General features: G+C 57.4%; 15 protein-coding genes and 1 pseudogene. 11 read left to right on the forward strand and 5 right to left on the reverse strand.

What is annotated here, in order from left to right; genetic code table 11:
- The first annotated feature begins 11 nt into the window (after window positions 1-11).
- Both fabB and QTO30_RS08350 read left to right on the forward strand, forming a co-directional pair.
- Window positions 12-1,241, forward strand: coding sequence for a beta-ketoacyl-ACP synthase I (gene fabB, locus QTO30_RS08345; RefSeq protein ID WP_340423719.1), 1,230 nt, complete (start codon window positions 12-14; stop codon window positions 1,239-1,241).
- Window positions 1,242-1,245: 4 nt separating this feature from the next.
- The gene (locus QTO30_RS08350) at window positions 1,246-2,037 is read left to right on the forward strand and encodes an enoyl-ACP reductase FabI (RefSeq protein ID WP_340423720.1); all 792 of its coding nucleotides are present in this window, start codon (window positions 1,246-1,248) and stop codon (window positions 2,035-2,037) included.
- Window positions 2,038-2,104: 67 nt separating this feature from the next.
- On the opposite strand, the gene QTO30_RS08355 is transcribed toward QTO30_RS08350, so the two are convergent.
- The 4 genes from QTO30_RS08355 to QTO30_RS08370 are packed head-to-tail and all read right to left on the reverse strand — an operon-like array spanning window position 2,105 to window position 5,899.
- Entirely contained in the window at window positions 2,105-2,485 is a 381-nt protein-coding gene (locus QTO30_RS08355; RefSeq protein WP_340423721.1) for a carboxymuconolactone decarboxylase family protein, read from the reverse strand.
- Between the two features lie 3 nt (window positions 2,486-2,488).
- Window positions 2,489-3,943 carry an aldehyde dehydrogenase family protein gene (locus QTO30_RS08360; protein ID WP_340423722.1) on the reverse strand — a complete coding sequence of 485 codons (1,455 nt, stop codon included), beginning with the start codon at window positions 3,941-3,943 and terminating at the stop codon, window positions 2,489-2,491.
- Window positions 3,936-5,015: an aromatic ring-hydroxylating oxygenase subunit alpha gene (locus QTO30_RS08365; RefSeq protein WP_340423723.1), complete on the reverse strand. Its 1,080-nt coding sequence runs from the start codon at window positions 5,013-5,015 to the stop codon at window positions 3,936-3,938. Before QTO30_RS08365 ends, QTO30_RS08360 begins: the two co-directional genes overlap by 8 nt.
- Window positions 5,012-5,899, reverse strand: coding sequence for a MurR/RpiR family transcriptional regulator (locus QTO30_RS08370; protein WP_340423724.1), 888 nt, complete (start codon window positions 5,897-5,899; stop codon window positions 5,012-5,014). Before QTO30_RS08370 ends, QTO30_RS08365 begins: the two co-directional genes overlap by 4 nt.
- Before the next feature lie 123 nt (window positions 5,900-6,022).
- Here QTO30_RS08370 and QTO30_RS08375 point away from each other — a divergent pair.
- The 3 genes and pseudogenes from QTO30_RS08375 to QTO30_RS08385 all read left to right on the forward strand — a co-directional run bounded on the left by QTO30_RS08375 (window position 6,023) and on the right by QTO30_RS08385 (window position 10,860).
- Window positions 6,023-8,417, forward strand: a pseudogene (locus QTO30_RS08375) (FAD-dependent oxidoreductase).
- A gap of 52 nt (window positions 8,418-8,469) precedes the next feature.
- Complete coding sequence (locus tag QTO30_RS08380; RefSeq protein ID WP_340423725.1) at window positions 8,470-9,573, forward strand: mandelate racemase/muconate lactonizing enzyme family protein; 1,104 nt, start codon at window positions 8,470-8,472, stop codon at window positions 9,571-9,573.
- Between the two features lie 3 nt (window positions 9,574-9,576).
- Window positions 9,577-10,860, forward strand: coding sequence for an aspartate aminotransferase family protein (locus QTO30_RS08385; protein ID WP_340423726.1), 1,284 nt, complete (start codon window positions 9,577-9,579; stop codon window positions 10,858-10,860).
- Here QTO30_RS08385 and QTO30_RS08390 read toward each other — a convergent pair.
- On the reverse strand, window positions 10,857-11,291 hold the full coding sequence (locus QTO30_RS08390) for an FKBP-type peptidyl-prolyl cis-trans isomerase (protein WP_340423727.1): 435 nt from the start codon (window positions 11,289-11,291) through the stop codon (window positions 10,857-10,859). The two genes, QTO30_RS08385 and QTO30_RS08390, sit on opposite strands and share 4 nt — an antisense overlap.
- 130 nt (window positions 11,292-11,421) lie before the next feature.
- Here QTO30_RS08390 and QTO30_RS08395 point away from each other — a divergent pair, with 130 nt between their 5' ends.
- The 6 genes from QTO30_RS08395 (at window position 11,422) to QTO30_RS08420 (ending at window position 17,151) form a co-directional block, all read left to right on the forward strand.
- Complete coding sequence (locus tag QTO30_RS08395) at window positions 11,422-12,099, forward strand: haloacid dehalogenase type II (protein ID WP_340423728.1); 678 nt, start codon at window positions 11,422-11,424, stop codon at window positions 12,097-12,099.
- Entirely contained in the window at window positions 12,099-12,917 is an 819-nt protein-coding gene (locus tag QTO30_RS08400) for an alpha/beta fold hydrolase (protein WP_340423729.1), read from the forward strand. Before QTO30_RS08395 ends, QTO30_RS08400 begins: the two co-directional genes overlap by 1 nt.
- Complete coding sequence (locus QTO30_RS08405) at window positions 12,914-13,885, forward strand: threonine ammonia-lyase (RefSeq protein WP_340423730.1); 972 nt, start codon at window positions 12,914-12,916, stop codon at window positions 13,883-13,885. Before QTO30_RS08400 ends, QTO30_RS08405 begins: the two co-directional genes overlap by 4 nt.
- Complete coding sequence (locus QTO30_RS08410; protein WP_340423731.1) at window positions 13,882-15,081, forward strand: endonuclease/exonuclease/phosphatase family protein; 1,200 nt, start codon at window positions 13,882-13,884, stop codon at window positions 15,079-15,081. The genes QTO30_RS08405 and QTO30_RS08410 overlap by 4 nt, the downstream gene beginning before the upstream one ends.
- Window positions 15,074-15,862, forward strand: coding sequence for a 3-oxoadipate enol-lactonase (gene pcaD / locus QTO30_RS08415; RefSeq protein WP_340423732.1), 789 nt, complete (start codon window positions 15,074-15,076; stop codon window positions 15,860-15,862). The genes QTO30_RS08410 and pcaD overlap by 8 nt, the downstream gene beginning before the upstream one ends.
- 71 nt (window positions 15,863-15,933) lie before the next feature.
- Complete coding sequence (locus tag QTO30_RS08420; protein ID WP_340423733.1) at window positions 15,934-17,151, forward strand: TCR/Tet family MFS transporter; 1,218 nt, start codon at window positions 15,934-15,936, stop codon at window positions 17,149-17,151.
- The last annotated feature ends 68 nt before the right edge of the window (window positions 17,152-17,219 follow it).

Here is a 17,219-nt window from a genome sequence, read left to right on the forward strand (position 1 = left end):
GAGAGGTGCCCATGCGCCGTGTTGTTGTCACAGGTCTCGGGATCGTATCGCCGATCGGGAACAATGCCGATGAAGTGCTTGCTGCGCTGAAAGCGGGTAAATCTGGCATTGAAGCCTCACCAGAAATGGTCGAACACGGCTTTCGCAGCCAGATTGCAGGTACGCTCAAGATCGACATCAAAGAGCATGTCGACAAGCGCACCCTGCGCTTTATGGGCCCCGGTGCGGCTTACGCGCACATCGCGATGGGTAAGGCGATTGCAGACGCGGGATTGGGCGAAGATCAGGTTATGAACCCCATGACCGGTCTGATTGCAGGCTCTGGCGGGCCATCCACATCGGCGATTCTGGCCGCGCATGAGGTTGTGAAGACCACAGGGGCCACAAAACGGATCGGCCCATTTGCCGTACCAAAGGCGATGTCTTCGACTGTCAGCGCGAACCTTGCAACGGCCTATCAGATCAAAGGCATGAATTTCTCGATCACCTCCGCCTGCTCCACCTCGCTGCATTGTATCGGGATGGCCGCGCAACAAGTCGCCTTAGGCAATCAAGACATCATGTTCGCGGGCGGCGGCGAAGAGCTGGACTGGACACTGTCCTGCCTCTTCGACGCGATGGGCGCGATGTCCTCGAAATACAATGATACCCCCGAACGTGCGAGCCGCGCGTTTGACGCAGACCGCGACGGGTTTGTCATCGCGGGCGGTGGCGCGATGGTTGTGCTGGAAAGTCTTGAGAGTGCGCAGGCACGAGGCGCAAAAATCTACGCCGAAGTCACCGGATTTTCGGCCACATCCGACGGTGCCGATATGGTCGCGCCGTCCGGTGAGGGGGGCGAGCGGGCCATGCGCGGCGCGCTTAACACGCTGCCAGATGATCGCAAAGTCAGCTATATCAACGCGCACGGCACGTCGACCCCGGTTGGTGATGTCGGCGAAGTCGAAGCGGTGCGCCGCGTCTTTGGCCACGGCAATACCCCGCCAATCAGCTCGACCAAGTCGATGACAGGCCACAGCCAGGGGGCCACAGGCGCGCAGGAAGCCGTCTATTGCCTGCTGATGCTGGAGAACGACTTTATCGCGCCATCCATCAACGTCGAAAACCTGGACCCAGCACTGGACCCAGCCGAGATCGCAACATCGCTGGTTGAGAATGCAGACCTTGATACCGTGATGACTAATTCATTCGGATTTGGCGGCACCAACGGCTCCATGCTTCTGTCCAAATTCAAGGGGTAAGCAGATGACCATTTCGATGCAGGGCAAACGCGGGCTGATCATGGGCGTGGCCAATGAACGGTCGATTGCTTGGGGCATTGCCAAGGCGATGGCCGAGGCAGGCGCCGAGTTGGCGTTTACGTACCAAGGCGAGGCGTTCGGCAAACGCCTTGAACCTTTGGCCCAATCTGTTGGCTCCGACATCATGGTTGATGTGGATGTGAATGATGACGCCAGCATGGACCTGGCGTTTCAAACGCTGAAAGACCGATGGGGCACCTTGGACTTTGTGGTTCATGCCATCGCTTTTTCCGACAAAAACGAATTGACAGGCCGGTTCATCAACACAAGCCGCGCCAATTTCAAAAATTCGCTGACGATCTCTTGCTATTCGTTCATCGACGTCGCCAAACGTGCCGCTGACCTGATGCCGGAGGGTGGGACATTGCTGACAGTGACCTTCCAAGGATCAAACACCGTCACGCCGTTCTATAACGTCATGGGCGTGGCCAAAGCAGCGCTAGAATCAGCGACACGCTATCTGGCGAACGATCTGGGCCCACAGGGCATCCGCGTCAACGCGATCAGCCCCGGCCCGATGAAAACCCTTGCCGGGGCGGCCATTGGTGGCGCGCGCAAGACCTATAAGCACACCGATCAAAACGCGCCCCTGCGCAGCAATGCCACGCTTGAGGCCGTGGGCGGCACAGCTGTGTATCTGGCATCCGAAGCTGGCGCATGCACGACGGGCGAGATTATCCGTGTGGATGGTGGGTTCCACGTATTGGGGATGCCGCAGCCGGAAAATCTGGTTTAACAGTTACTGATTTATCGCGACATTGCAGGATAGCAAAAGGCCCACCAGATCATTGCGGGCGGGATGCTTAACCCTCTTCGATGACTTTGCGCGCCACCCGAAAGCACTCCAGCGCCTGTGGCACACCACAGTAAATTCCGACCACATGGATGATGGCCCGAATTTCATCCTGTGTAACGCCGTTTCTGATCGCGCCTCGGCAGTGAATTTCCCACTCTGTCATTTTCCCTAAGGCCCCGATCATCGACAGATTCATCATTGAACGTGTCTTGGCATCAATCACGTCATCGCCCCAGCCGAACCCCCAACACCATGCGGTCATCGCTTCCTGAAACGGCCGTGTGAAATCATCCGCAGCGGCGAGGTTTTTTTCCACATACTCCGCACCAAGTGTTGCCTTGCGTTGTTCCAGACCTTTCAGAAACAGATCCTCGTCGAATGCACTCATGGCCTACCCTTTCAGTTTGATGGCGACGTTTTTCGTCTGCACATAGTTCCAAAGCGCCTCGCGCCCCTTTTCGCGACCGTAGCCGGATTTGCCATAGCCGCCAAAGGGAGTTTCAACGCCGCCAGCGTACCATTCGTTGACGAAGACCTGTCCGGCGCGCAGCTGTCGTGCTGCGCTGGTTGCCCGGTCCAGATCACGGGTGAACACACCGCCAACAAGCCCATAGGGCGTTCCGTTGGCGAGCCTGATGGCGTCATCGTCAGCGCCGAACTTCAGAACCGAAAGGACCGGACCAAACACCTCTTCATTCGCGATTTTCATGTCCGGCGTCACGTTTGTCAGGATCGTTGGCTCCAAAAAAGCCCCAGGGATGTTGGGCTTGCGTCCACCTGTGGCAATAGTCGCGCCCTCTCTTTGGGCGTCCGCGATCATATCGGCCGCCCGGTCACGTTGCGACTCTGACACCATCGCGCCCATGGTTGCATCAAACTCCGGCTGTTCGATCCCCGGTTTTACCGTCAATGACTGCGCGACACCGACCATGCGTTCGACCAAGGCGTCGTGCACACTGTCATGAACAATGACACGGCTCATCGCCGAACAGACCTGACCCGCATTGAAGTAAATGCCCCAACGCACATCGTTTTCAAATGCGGCAAGGTCGGCATCATCATGGACAATGGCCGCCGATTTTCCACCCAGTTCCAGCACGCAAGGCACGACATTCTGCGCGGCGGCAGAGGCAATGGCGATGCCCGTCGGGACCGAACCGGTAAAGACAATCTGGTTCACATCAGGGTGCGCCGACAGGGCCGCGCCAGCCTCTTGCCCTAAACCACACAGGATATTAACCGCCCCATTTGGCAGACCAACTGCCTCGGCCGCATGGGCGAACCATGCATTGCTAAGCGGGGTCAGCTCTGGTGTTTTGATAATACAGGCGTTGCCGGTGGCCAGTGCCGCAGAAAGCGAACGTGCTGTCATCTCAATCGGATAGTTCCATGGGATAATCTGGGCGGAGACCCCAAAGGGTTCATAGGTCGTGAAGTCAAAATACCCTTTGCCCAAGGGAATGGAGCGCCCTTCGACCGTTTCGGCCTGATTGCCATAGTATTCGAAGTACCGTGCGGCCCCTTCGATTTCGATCCGAGCCTCCCAAAGCGGTTTGCCCTGCTCCAGTGTCAGAACTTCAGCTATCTCATCAATGTGCGCCAACAGGTAGCGCCCCATGGCTTGCACCATGCGGCCTCGCTCGACCGGGCGCAGGTCAGATAGCGCGCCAGACAGGTGGACCCGACGGGCAGCTTGTACGGCGCGATCTACATCGGCGGCATCGGCAAGGGCATGTTCTGCCAGCTTTTCACCTGAACCGGGATTGATCACATCAATCCTTCCGCCGCCACCATCCATCCACGCACCGTCAATGTAGTTTCGCCAGTAGCTCTTGATCTCAGCCATCTATCGCCTCGCGCATCCAGCGTTGCAGGTGCATGACGGGATGTTCGGAATTCACTCCACCTTTCGGGTCAATCACCAGTGGACCGGGACGGTAACCGCGTGATCCGAGGCCACGCTGCACAGATTCGACCAAGTGGATGTCTTCCTCCACCGTCGTTTCCCGGTCCTGCACCGCAAGTTGCCGCACCTTGGGGTCATCCACTCCGTTCACTGAATACCACCCACGCCACACAACCACATGTTCTGCGTCGATTGCCCGCCAGTGATAGGTATTCAGCACATTGCCTGGGTAGACCTGGAACGAAAACATCGGCCAGAGGAACCAGCTGGAGTATTCGTGGGAATGGGCAAAGCCCGAGTTGATATCATAGGTCATCTGATCCAGCGACTGACACTCCGTCGTGTGACGCAGGCATTTCCCCTGCGGCTGGATGTCATAGGTTTCCGGCCTAACCACCCCATTGGCGAAGGTCGGATGGTTTAGTGAGCAGTGATAGCACTCAGAATAGTTTTCGACCGATACTTTCCAATTGCAGTTCTCAGCAATCTCGACCCATTCCAGCGGCTTAAGGTCCGCCCAATGCGGCACCCATTCTTCCAACTCGGCACGCGCCCCGGGAAACCAATCTTCCATTGGTGCGGCGTCCGGGTCGAGGTTGACGAACACAAAACCCAGGAACTCTTCTGCGCGGACCTCTTCCAGGCAAATGCTGGATTTCTCAAAGCCTTCGACCGCTTTGATGTTGGGGCCTGCACGCAGCTCTCCGGTTAATTCGTAGGTCCAGGCGTGATACGGACAGACAACAACACGAGCCGTGCCCGTACCGCTGACCAATTGATGGGCGCGGTGCTGACAGACATTGTAGAAAACCCGAATCTTGTCGTCACGCCCACGGATCGCAAAGAGGCTCTCCCCCGCAATTTCGAATGTTGCGTAATCACCGGCGTTCGCAATGTCCGATGCATGGCAACCAAACTGCCAAGTCTTCGCCAGCAAGCCCTCATTTTCGAGCCGAAACACGAGTGGATCGGTATAATAACGTGCAGCCAGGGATCGGATGGGTTTGGTCATTTCTCCTCCGCATAATAAAGCCCCAGTTGATGGCGGCGTCTGTGAAAGGTCTCGACCCGTTCAACGATTTCATCGCTGGCAACGGCAATCACAAAGGACAACAACGTCTCTAGCAGGGCAATTGTGCTCACAGACGATGGAAAGAACTGCGGGGTGTCGCAAGAGATGACAAAGCCATGATCGGCGGCGCGAATGATCGGGCTGGCGGGACTGTCAGAGATCGCGATAATCCGCATGCCCTGTTCGCGGGCGCGCTCAACCGCTTCGACCACCTCGGCACGGTAAGGTTTGCACGTGATCGCAACCAGCGCATCGTCTTTGTCCGCCCACGCCAGATCGTCGATGGCGTTTGATCCGGCACGAGGGATAGCATGGAACCGCACCATGCCCGTGGACGCCAGATATGTGAAATTGCGGGCGCTGGAGTTATTCACCCCGACACCCAGTGTGAAGACATTGTCTGAAGTCCATATTGCCTCAGCCGCTGTTTTCAGATCATCCGCCGTGATGCCAGCGAATGTGTCCTCAATGTTGCGCAGTGCACCTTGCACCATATCGGCATAAAGCCCACCAAGATCGTCAGACTTGCGAATGTCCTGCAACCACCGTGCGCGATCAGGGAAATCTGCGGCACCCCGCCGGATCGCCTCGCGGAAGGGCGCGCGGAAATCCTCGTAGCCCTCAAAACCAACCTGCCGTGCCATACGCACCACTGTATTGGGTTTCACATTGGCGGCCTCTGCAATCTCGCGCACCGTCGACACCCCCACATCGCGCGGGTTTTCCAACACATAGGTGGCCGCCTTCCGCGCCTCTGGCGTTAGCTCTGAAAGCTCCCCGGCCAGCCGCTCCAGAATCGTATTTGATACATTTGTCCCATTCATGATTGACGATGGTACTTTTGTCCGCTTAGCGTGTCGAGAGAAAAACGACTCGCAAAAGGATGATTGCCCGTGTCCAAGGATTTTCCCAGCCAAGCCCGCGTTGTGATTGTTGGTGGTGGCGTTATGGGTGTTGGCTTGGCCTATCATCTTGCCCATGAAGGTTGGGGTGCGGATACGGTTTTGCTTGAGAAGGCAGAACTGACCTCTGGCAGCACATGGCACGCGGCCGGACAGATCACACATTCCACGTCAAGCTTTAGTCTGGGTAAATGCGTTGACTACAACATTGGTCTGTATGCCGGAGGGTTAGAGACTGAGACCGGACAGCCCGTCACATGGCATGGCTGTGGATCGTTCCGATTGGCCTATACCGAGGATGAGATGGATTGGCTGCGGCATACCCTGTCGGTCGGGCGGTCCTTGGGGTTCAACATTGAACTGGTTGGCCCTGAGAACGTCCGCGCACTGCACCCTTTCTACAATCTGGACGGCGTATTGGGCGCGTTGCACACGCCCGACGATGGGCACGTCGATCCCACGAACGTCACTATGGCGATGGCAGCAGGCGCACGCCAGAAGGGTGTGCAGATCATCCGCCAATGCCGCGCGACAAACATAACGCAAGCACCTTCAGGTGAGTGGGTTATCGAAACTGACAAGGGCACGGTCACCTGCGAGCATGTCGTCAACGCGGGCGGCACCTACGCCCGGCAGATGGGCGAATGGTCTGGCCTGCAACTGCCCATGACATCCATGACACACCATTATTTTGTCACCGAACCTGTACCGGAGTTCGCAGCGTTGGAGACAGAGCTGCCAGTCATCCGCGATGATAAAAAGGTATCGGGCTACATCAGGATGGAGCAAAAACGCGGGCTGATCGGCATTTACGAGAAAGAGAACCCCAATTCTGTCTGGCATGACCATTGCCCATGGGACTATGAAAACTGGCTGTTTGACGCCGACTACGACCGGATCATGCCGTATCTGGAAGAAAGCCTGAACCGCATGCCAATCTTTGCCGAACTGGGCATTCAGCGTGAGGTGCATGGCGCCATCAGCCATCCGCCCGATGGTAACCCTGTTGATTGGTCCCGCACCTGGTGTTCGGAACTATTGGTGTTGTTGCGGCACCCAGATCGGCATTGGCTGGGGGCCGGGGCTGACGCGCGAACTGGCACGTTGGATGGTACATGGGGCGGCCGACATCTCGATGCGCGACTATGATCCGCGGCGGTTTGGCAGCTACGCCACAAAGGATTGGCAGGTTGTAAAAGCAGAAGAGGATTACTGCCTGCGCCACGAAATCCCGTTTCCGCATTTCAACAGGCTGGCGGGGCGGCCCATCAAACCGTCTCCGCTTTATGAACAACTCAAAGCAAAGGGTGCCGTGCATGAAGAAGTGTATGGTTTTGAGCGTCCGCGCTGGTTTGCAAAGAATGGTGTCGCGCAAGAGGATCACTATTCCTTCAACCGTACCGTGGTCGATGACATCGTTGCAGCAGAAGTGAAAGCGGTGCGCGAAACGGTCGGCATCATGGATGTCACCGCATTCACCAAGGTTTTGGTGGAAGGGCCGGATGCATACGCACTGCTGGATCGTTTGACCGCAAACCGGATGCCTCAGAAGGTGGGATCGATTACTCTGACCCATATGCTGAACCGGGCGGGCCGAATTGAACTTGAAACGACGATTGTGCGCATGGCCAAAGATCAGTTTTATCTGGTTTGTGCGGCGTTCTTTGAGCAGCGGTTGCTGGATCATTTGGAGCAAAAGCGCGCAGGCGAAGATGTCACGATTTCTGCACTTTCAGCCGAATGGTCAGCCTTGTCGCTGAACGGGCCGAACGCGCGCAACGTCTTGGAGGCATGTACAGACACCGATCTGAGCAACGCCGGTTTCCGCTGGCTTTCGGCGCAACAGATCACTGTTGCAGGTCACAACATATGGGCGTTCCGGATTTCATACGCGGGTGAGTTGGGCTGGGAATTTCACATGCCCAACACCGCCTGCCTTGACGTCTACAACGCCCTGTGGGCCGCCGGTCAGGACCACGGCATTGCGAATTATGGTTCATTTGCGATGAACGCGATGCGCATGGAGAAAGGCTTTAAAGGTGCAGGCGAGTTGACCAACGAGGTCACTTTGGCCGAGGCTGACGTGCTGCGGTTTGCCCGGACAGACAAAGACTATCTTGGCCGTGACAGGACCCTGCATGCGGACCGGAGGTGGGTCTGCGCCTACCTGACGATTGAACCCGATGGCGTGGCAGATGGCCATGGCGGGGAAGCCGTTATGCTGAATGAGGAGGTCGTGGGTTCAACCGCATCGGTGGCCTACGGGCCGACCGTCGGCAAGGTGCTCGCCTTTGCTTATGTCAAACCAGAGGCTGCTGCGCCAGGCACAGCCTTGCAGGTCGTGATCCATGGTGCACCCCGTGCGGCGCGCGTGCTCGGGGAACCGGCCTACGATCCACAAAGCCTGAAGCCACGGGCAGATGCAAAGGTGCCCGCATGACATGGAGTACGTTTGTCACAATTGGGGAAAGCCACCCGGTGGAGATATATGGATGAAGGTCACCGGGCTTACAATTTGGTCCGTCAATCTGACAAGCCATGCAACCTACTACATGGCCGAAGGCAAAGCCTGCGCCACGGTTAAGACCCATGTTTTGCGTCTTGAGACCGACACCGGACTGGAAGGTTGGGGCGAGGTGTGCCCCATCCCGCATTATCTGCCCGCTTTCGCCGATGGTATACCAAGCGCGATCACTGAAATGGCACCCCAGATCATCGGCATGTCACCCTTTGGGGTCGATGCGCCGATGCGCAAGTTGGATGGCTATCTACCCGGGCATGCGCATGCGAAGTCGATTGTGGACATGGCGCTGTGGGACTTATTTGGAAGGGCGACCGGCCAGCCACTCTACGCTCTTCTCGGCGGGCGTACACGGGCAGACATGCCGCTCTACCACTCTATCACATGTGTCGCTCCCGATGAGATGGCGCGGATCGCAAAAGAGACCTACGCCACAGGCATTCGCCAGTTTCAGGTCAAGCTCGGTGCGGACGCCGATTGGCAAATGGATGCGGAGCGGTTGATAAAGGTGCGCGAAGCCGTTGGCGCAGGACCAATTGTCTATGGCGATTGGAATTGCGGGGCGACCAAGCTGCATGCCACACGGACGGGCCGCGCCGTGGCCCATCTTGATGTCATGCTCGAACAGCCCTGCAAAACGTTGGAGGATTGCGCCGATGTCCGCAAAGCAACAGGGCTGCCGATGAAGATCGATGAATGCGCCTATGATCTGGCCACTTTGATGCAGGCCAGTGACTTGGGCTGTATGGATGCTGTCGCCCTGAAGCTGTCAAAGTTTGGCGGCCTGTCTGCCATGCGCCGCGCCCGCGATCTGACCGTGCATCTGGGGGCCGAGATTTGCGCCGAATGCACCTGGGGGTCCGATATCGTGACCGCTGCGTCACTGCACTTTGCTGCCTCAACGCCAAACGGATCTCTGCTGAACACCTGCGATCTGTCCGGCTATGTGGCACCACGCATTTGCCCCGACGCGCCGGTCCGCGTGAACGGGCGGATCGCACCACCCGCGGGTCCGGGCCTTGGTGTTGTTCCTGACCGTGATGTCTTGGGACCCCCGATATTGGAGTTGCGCTGACATATGCAAAAGCTGACCTCTCAATCTGAATGGATCGCCCGTGCGCAAGAGGTGCTGCCTGCGGGTGGATTCGGCAACTTCGACCCAGGGATTATCATCGCCCATGGCGAAGGCAGCCGTGTATGGGATGAGGATGGCAACGAATATGTCGATTACCTGATCGGCTCTGGCCCTATGCTGTTGGGGCATGGGCATCCAGAGGTAATGGACGCCGTGCTGGAACAATTGCCCAAGGGCATGACCTTCTTTGCAAACAACGCAAAGGGCATCGCACTCGCCGAAGAAATTGTTCAGGCCGTCCCATGCTGCGAGCAGGTCCGCTTTGTCGCATCCGGCGGTGAGGCCGATATGTATGCGATCCGCTTGGCGCGCGCCTATACGGGCCGCGACAAAATCCTGAAATTTGAAGGCGGCTATCACGGGATGAGCGCAGAAGCACAGATGAGCCTTGCGCCAGACAAGCATGTGAATTTTCCGCAAGCCGTGCCCGACAGTGCTGGCATCCCCCAAAGCGTTGCCGATCAGATGCTGATCGCACCGTTCAATGATCTTGCCGCCGTTGAAGCCCTGCTGACCGAGCATGACGACATAGCCGCCATTATCGCTGAACCGCTGCAACGTATTATCCCGGCCGAGCCGGGCTTCCTACAAGGTTTGCGGGATCTTTGTGACAAATACAGCGTCCTTTTGATATTCGATGAAATCGTCACCGGGTTCCGTCTTGCTTATGGTGGCGCGCAGGAACGCTATGGCGTGACCTCAGACATCTGCACCTTGGGCAAAATCATCGGAGGTGGTTTCCCGCTGGCCGCCTTGGGGGCCTCGGCCGAGATCATGCAACATTTCGACAAGTCAGCCGTGAGTGACGGCCATTGGCTGATGCAGCTTGGTACGCTGTCCGGCAATCCTGTTGCTGCCGCCGCAGGCCTCAAAACAATGGAGGTGTTACGACGCGAAGGAAGCTATGATCGGCTCAGAGATATCGGACGCGAATTGCAACGGATGCAAACGGATGCCCTGACCGCTGCTGGGATATCTCACCAGATTTGTGGCGATGAGACACTCTTTGATATCTTTTTCACGGATAGGGTCTGTCGTAACTATCGCACGGCAAAGCATGACAATCCCAGCCGCAACCTGCGCTACAACGCGACCTTGCGCGCGCATGGCGTCTTTAAATCACCCGGCAAACTGTATCCGTCGCTGGCCGTGACCGAGGCAGACCTTGCATTGACCAAGGATGCCGTGCTGCGCGCGGTGGAATCGATATCCGGATCCCAGGCTTAGGCCGCGTCGATCCCCACAATCTCAATCGCGAAGTTGAGATCCTCGCCCGCGAGCGGGTGGTTGGCATCCAGCGTCACTTCAGTCTCGGTCACCTCAGCCACCATGATTGGCAATACTTGGCCCTGCGGTGTTTGCATTTGCAGCTTTGTGCCCGTTTCTATCGGGATGTCCGCTGGTATCTGCGTGCGCGGCACCGTTTGGCGGGCATCGGGGTTATGTGCACCGTAAGCCTGATCGCATGGTACTGCGATATCCTTTTTGTCACCAACCGCCATACCGGTTATTGCACTATCAAGTCCCTTGATCACTTGACCGGAGCCGACCACAAATTCCAACGGATCGCGCCCCTCGGAGCTGTCGAACATCTTACCGTTGGTCAGCGTTCCAATATAGGTAATGCGTACGGTATCGCCTGCTTTTGCCTGGCTCATAGAAGTGTTGCTTTCTGCTAAGGACTTGGTCGCAGGCAAGCTAGGCGCTGGGAGGGCGGTTTGCAATCGCATTGCCTCTTTTCGACAGGACCTTGCCGTGACACGATGCGCCCAAGTTTGGGAGAAGACGATGCCAATCACGACCGTTGTGTTTGATGCTTATGGGACGTTGTTCGACGTCAATGCCGCCGCAATGCAGGCGGCCAAAGACCCCGCCCATCCGGACTTGGCAGATGTCTGGCCTGCCGTAGCCCGCGATTGGCGGCTTAAACAGTTGCAGTACACTTGGCTGCGCGCGGTGGCTGGGCAACATTGCGATTTCTGGAAGGTAACGAAGGATGGGTTGGATTGGGCGCTGGAGGCAAACGGCGTGACCGCTACCGCGACCCGCGTGCGACTGTTAGAGCTTTACTGGAAACTGGCCGCCTATGCAGAGGTACCCGCCATGCTGCAAGCACTTAAGACGCAGGGCAAGGCAACCGCGATCCTGTCGAACGGCTCACCAGATATGCTGAACGGCGCGGTGTCTTCCGCAGGGATTGGCGATGTTCTTGATGTCGTTTTGAGCGTCGAAGATGTGGGCGTCTTCAAACCGCATGAGCGGGTTTATGATCTGGTTGGTGCGCATTTTGGCTGCACCAAGGACGAGGTGCTTTTCGTCTCATCCAACGGCTGGGACGCGGCGGGTGCCGCCGGTTACGGTTTTCAAACCGCTTGGGTGAACCGCGTAGGTGAACCGGTAGACCGGCTCTATGCCAAACCGCACCACGTCTTGTCCGATCTGACAACAATCCCGGAGTTTACCTGATGCCCAGCTTTACGGCGAACGACGGGCTGCGCCTGCACTACACCGATGAGGGCGTTGGTATCCCCGTCATCGCCCTTGCTGGCCTCACACGCAACGGGGCTGACTTCGACCATGTCGCGCCCCACCTGCCCGTCCGCCTGATCCGTCCCGATTATCGCGGGCGCGGACAATCGGACTGGGCTGATCCTACCACCTATACGATCCCGCAAGAAGCGTCAGATGTGATTGCATTGATGGATCATCTGGAGCTTGAGAAGGCCGCGATCCTTGGCACCTCGCGCGGTGGGTTGATTGCGAAGGTGTTGGCGGCGACGGCCAAGGACCGCCTGATAGGCGTTGCATTGAACGACATTGGCCCGGTTATTGCGGACAAAGGGCTGGACGTGATCAAAGGCTATATCGGGCGCAATCCCGCCCAAAAAACCTACGCCGAGGCGGCAGAAGCGCGCGCGAAACTCTGGACGCACTTCACAGACGTGCCGATGACACGTTGGCTGGCCGAAGTGAAAGCCCACTACAAAGAAACGGACGATGGTTTGGTGATCCGCTACGACCCCAAACTGCGCGATGCGGTCCTTGCTGCAGGCGCGCAGCCTGCGCCTGATCTTTGGCCACTTTTTGATGCATTGGCGGGGCTGCCGCTGGCGCTGATCCGGGGCGCGAATTCGGACCTTTTAGCGATCAAGACCGCTAATGAGATGTCCCGCCGCCGCCCGGATTTGATCCGTGCTGATGTTGCAGGGCGCGGGCACGTGCCTTTCCTTGACGAACCCGAAGCGCTGAACGCGCTGCACCTTTGGTTGGAGAAACTACATTGAACATCGACATGATCCGCGCGGCGGCCGACCGCATCAAAGGGCACGCACGACGGACACCGATCCTGACCTCGCCCTTTCTGGATGAAATCGCGGGCCGCCGCGTGTTCGTCAAAGCCGAATGCCTTCAACACACCGGGTCGTTCAAATTCCGTGGCGGACGCGCTGCCGTGTCTGCTCTGACCGATAATGCGCTCAAAACCGGTGTGATCGCCTTTTCCAGCGGCAACCATGCGCAAGGCGTCGCTCTTGCCGCACGCGACTTTGGCGCGCCTGCCGTCATTGTGATGCCCAGCGACGCACCCGCAATCAAGATTGAGAACACCCGCGCACTCGGTGCCGAGGTGCTGCTTTATGATCGCGGCAGTCAGGACCGGGACGAGATCGGCGCACGCCTGTCAAAGGAACGCGGCCTGACCCTGATCAAGCCGTTTGACGAACCGCAAGTCATTGCCGGTCAAGGCACGACCGGTCTTGAGATTGCCGAAGATATGAACGCGATGGGCGTGACCGATGCTGATGTTATGGTCTGTTGCGGTGGCGGCGGGCTGACCTCGGGGATCGCTTTGGCGCTGGCAGCAGATGCGCCAGGGCTGCGGGTCAGACCGGCAGAACCGGAGGAATTTGACGATGTGACCCGCTCGCTGGCCAGCGGCAAGATCGAAAGCAATGTCCGCCGCGATGGATCGCTTTGCGATGCGATTATCACGCCGCAACCGGGCGACATCACCTTCCCGATCATGAAGGAACACTGCGGGCCGGGTGTTGTGGTCAGCGAAGATGAATGTATGCGCGCCGTCGGTCTGGCCTTTGACAGGTTGCGCATTGTGGTCGAACCAGGTGGTGCTGCCGCACTTGCAGCCGCTCTCTTCCACCCCGATGAATTCACGGGTGACGTGGTGATTGCAGTGGCAACAGGCGGAAATGTCGACCCTGACGTATTCGCAAAAGCCTTGGAGACTTTTAAATGACCCGTTTTACCATCGCTAGCTTCAACGTCAAAAACCTGATCGAGGCCGAGGAGGAGTATTACCGTTTCGAGGAATACACCCCAGAGGAATACGCATGGAAACGCGCCTGGCTGGCTGATCAGTTGCTGACGATGAACGCCGATGTGGTGTGCTTTCAGGAGATTTTTTCAGAAGCGGCCCTGCGCGATGTTGTCATCGAAACGGATGAGTTGGGGCAAAGCGCCAACGACGCGGTCATCCCTGATCGGTCCAAACGTTACGCGCGCAAGGCGATCTTTCGCAAACTGGCCTATGAACCCTATACCGAAGCGGGCCTCGCATTTGCCCCCAACAGCTTTGATGGTGGTCCCGGTCAACGCCGTCCCGGAGTTGCTGTGCTGTCGCGCTTTGGCTTTGTGGGCGCACCCGAGATCATTCAGGACTTGCCCGAACCCCTGACCGTCCCATTCAGCGATCTGGATGGCAGCGATGGTGGGTCTTATCAGGTCAAACGGCTCAGCCGCCCGATCCTGAAAGTGCGTATTCCGTTGGGCAGCGAAACGGTCACCGTCTTCAACTGCCACCTGAAGTCCAAACTAGGTGAACTGCCCCGACCAGAAGGGGCCGTCTTCCCGCCCGCTGCTGACCTGGTGAATTACGATCCCGCAACCCGTGCGATGGGTTCCCTCCGCTCTGCATTGCGGCGCATGGCCGAAGCATGGGTGCTGCGCAGCGCCGTACTGAAAGAGCTGGAGGCAGGCAATCCGGTGATGGTTCTGGGTGACTTCAATGATAGCGAACATGCGGTATCGTCCGAGATCATCAGCGGTGAGGCCCCTTTCAAGAACTACGCATGGATGCGCAGGCATGATGCACAAACGCGACGAGACCGATATTCAGACGCAGAGAACGATATCATTCAGGAAAAGATCAGCAAAGTGCGTCTGTACTCTGCGGAAAAGCTGTTCGTGAAGAAGTCGCTGCGCGATATGGTCTATACCTCGGCTTTCGGGGGCGTCTTCGAAAGCATCGACCAAATCCTGATGTCGCGACATTTCCTGCCCGAATTTGCGGGCAAGATCGGCGAGATGGAGTATTTCAGCGTGCTCAATGACCACCTGACCGATGGGTCGCATCCGGAAGCACCCTATAACAAACTAGCCTCTGATCACGGGCAGATCATGGCGCATATGGTTCTGGGTGACCCTGATGGCTAAGGTGACACGCGATGGTGTGACACTTTATTTTGAGCAACAGGGCCCGGCGGATGGGCCTGCTGTTGTTTTCTCCAATTCGCTGGGCACAACGCTGCATCTGTGGGATGCCATCCTGCCCTATCTGCCCGACGATCTGCGTATCTTGCGATACGACATGCGCGGTCATGGCCAGTCAGATGTGCCAAAGGCACCATATACGATGGGGCAGTTGATCAGCGACGCCGCAGCCATATGTGACACGGCAGAGGTGCATGATGCCGTCTTTGTCGGGCTCTCTGTCGGCGGGATGATCGGGCAAGGTCTGGCCGTGAAACGCCCCGATATTGTGCGTGCGCTGGTTTTGTCGAACACAGCCGCGAAAATCGGCAACCCAAAACTCTGGCAAGATCGTATCGATGCGGTCCGCACGACGGGGCTCGCCGGGATGTCGGACGAAATCATGAAGCGATGGTTTAGCAACGATTTTTACGGCACACCCCAGATGGTTCCCTGGAAAGCCATGGTCGAAGCGACATCTGTTGACGGGTACACAGGTGTCAGTGCCGCGATTGCGGGAACGGACTTTTACACACCTACCGGCGCATTGCGCATTCCGACCTTGGGGATTGCCGGATCAGAGGACGGTTCTACGCCACCCGATCTGGTCCGTGAAACGGTTGACCTGATCCCGGGTTCGCAATTTTCTCTGATGCGGCGGGCCGGACATTTGCCCTGCGTCGAACATCCAAAAACATATGCCAAACATTTGACAGCTTTTCTGCAAAGCATCGGTCATATCTAAAACAAGAGGGTCAATTGCGTCATACATACTCAGTGCTTGCAAACTAAACCAAACGGTTTAATTCTGCGCGGATGAATAAACGCCTTGCCGTCACTTTTATCCTGATCTCGGTCATGCTTGATAGCATGGGGATTGGTTTGATCCTGCCTGTCATGCCCGATTTGATCCAAGAGGTCGAAGGGCAAGGTATCGGTGCCGCCGCCGTCTGGGGAGGCATTCTGGCAACAACCTTTGCGGCGATGCAGTTTCTGTTCGGACCAACATTGGGCAGCCTTTCTGACCGCTACGGGCGCAGGCCCATTCTGATTATTTCGCTCGTCATTATGGCCTTTGACTACGTGCTGATGGCGCTGGCCTATACGATCTGGCTATTGATCATTGCGCGGATCATCGGCGGGATTACTGCCGCAACCCAATCCACATCTGCGGCCTTCATGGCAGATATATCAGAACCCGAAGAAAAGGCCGCCAATTTCGGCCTGATTGGTGCGGCCTTTGGCCTTGGATTCGTGCTTGGTCCGATCATCGGAGGCGTGCTTGCCGACTATGGCACGCGTGCACCGTTCTGGGCTGCGGCCTGCCTTGCCGGGGCAAATGCGGTCCTTGGCTATTTTGTTCTGCCAGAGACTGTCACAGATCGCATCCGCCGCCCTTTCGAATGGCGCCGCGCAAACCCGCTGGGCGCGTTCAAAAACATCGGGGCGCTGCCAAATGTAAAGCGACTTCTTGCGATCAACTTCGTCCGCACCATCGCCTTTTTTGTCTACCCAGGTGTCTGGGCCTATTTCGGGGCCGAGCGGTTTGACTGGGGCCCCGGTATGATCGGTCTGTCGCTTGGCCTTTTCGGGATCGGTATTGCCGTTTTTCAAGGTTTGCTGATCCGCCCCATCCTCAAGCGGATCGGGGAACGCAAAGCGGTGATCCTGGGAATGTCATTTGATGTACTGGCCTTCGTGGCAATCGGATTTGTGACCAACGGATGGGTAGCTTTGGCGCTGACACCACTCACCGCGATGGGGTCGATCGCGGGTCCGGCCCTACAGGGCATTATGTCGCGTACGGCGTCCGACGATCAGCAGGGCGAACTGCAGGGGACCGTCACCTCAATCAATGCCGTCGCCACTATTGTTGCGCCACTCATGGTGACACAAACGTTCTGGTTTTTTACCTCAGTCAATGCGCCTTTCTATTTGCCCGGCGCACCCTTCTTGTTGTCGGCCTTGCTGACCATTGGTTGCATTGTTGCTTTCATGCAAACACCAAGACCCAAGCGTGCCCGCTCGACCTAGGAACGCGACGCGAAACGCCGTTTTCAGACTTGCACCCAAGGCCTGCCCACCGCAGGTTCGCATATGAA

The sequence above is a fragment of the Yoonia sp. GPGPB17 genome, assembly GCF_037892195.1.
Taxonomy (GTDB): domain Bacteria; phylum Pseudomonadota; class Alphaproteobacteria; order Rhodobacterales; family Rhodobacteraceae; genus Yoonia.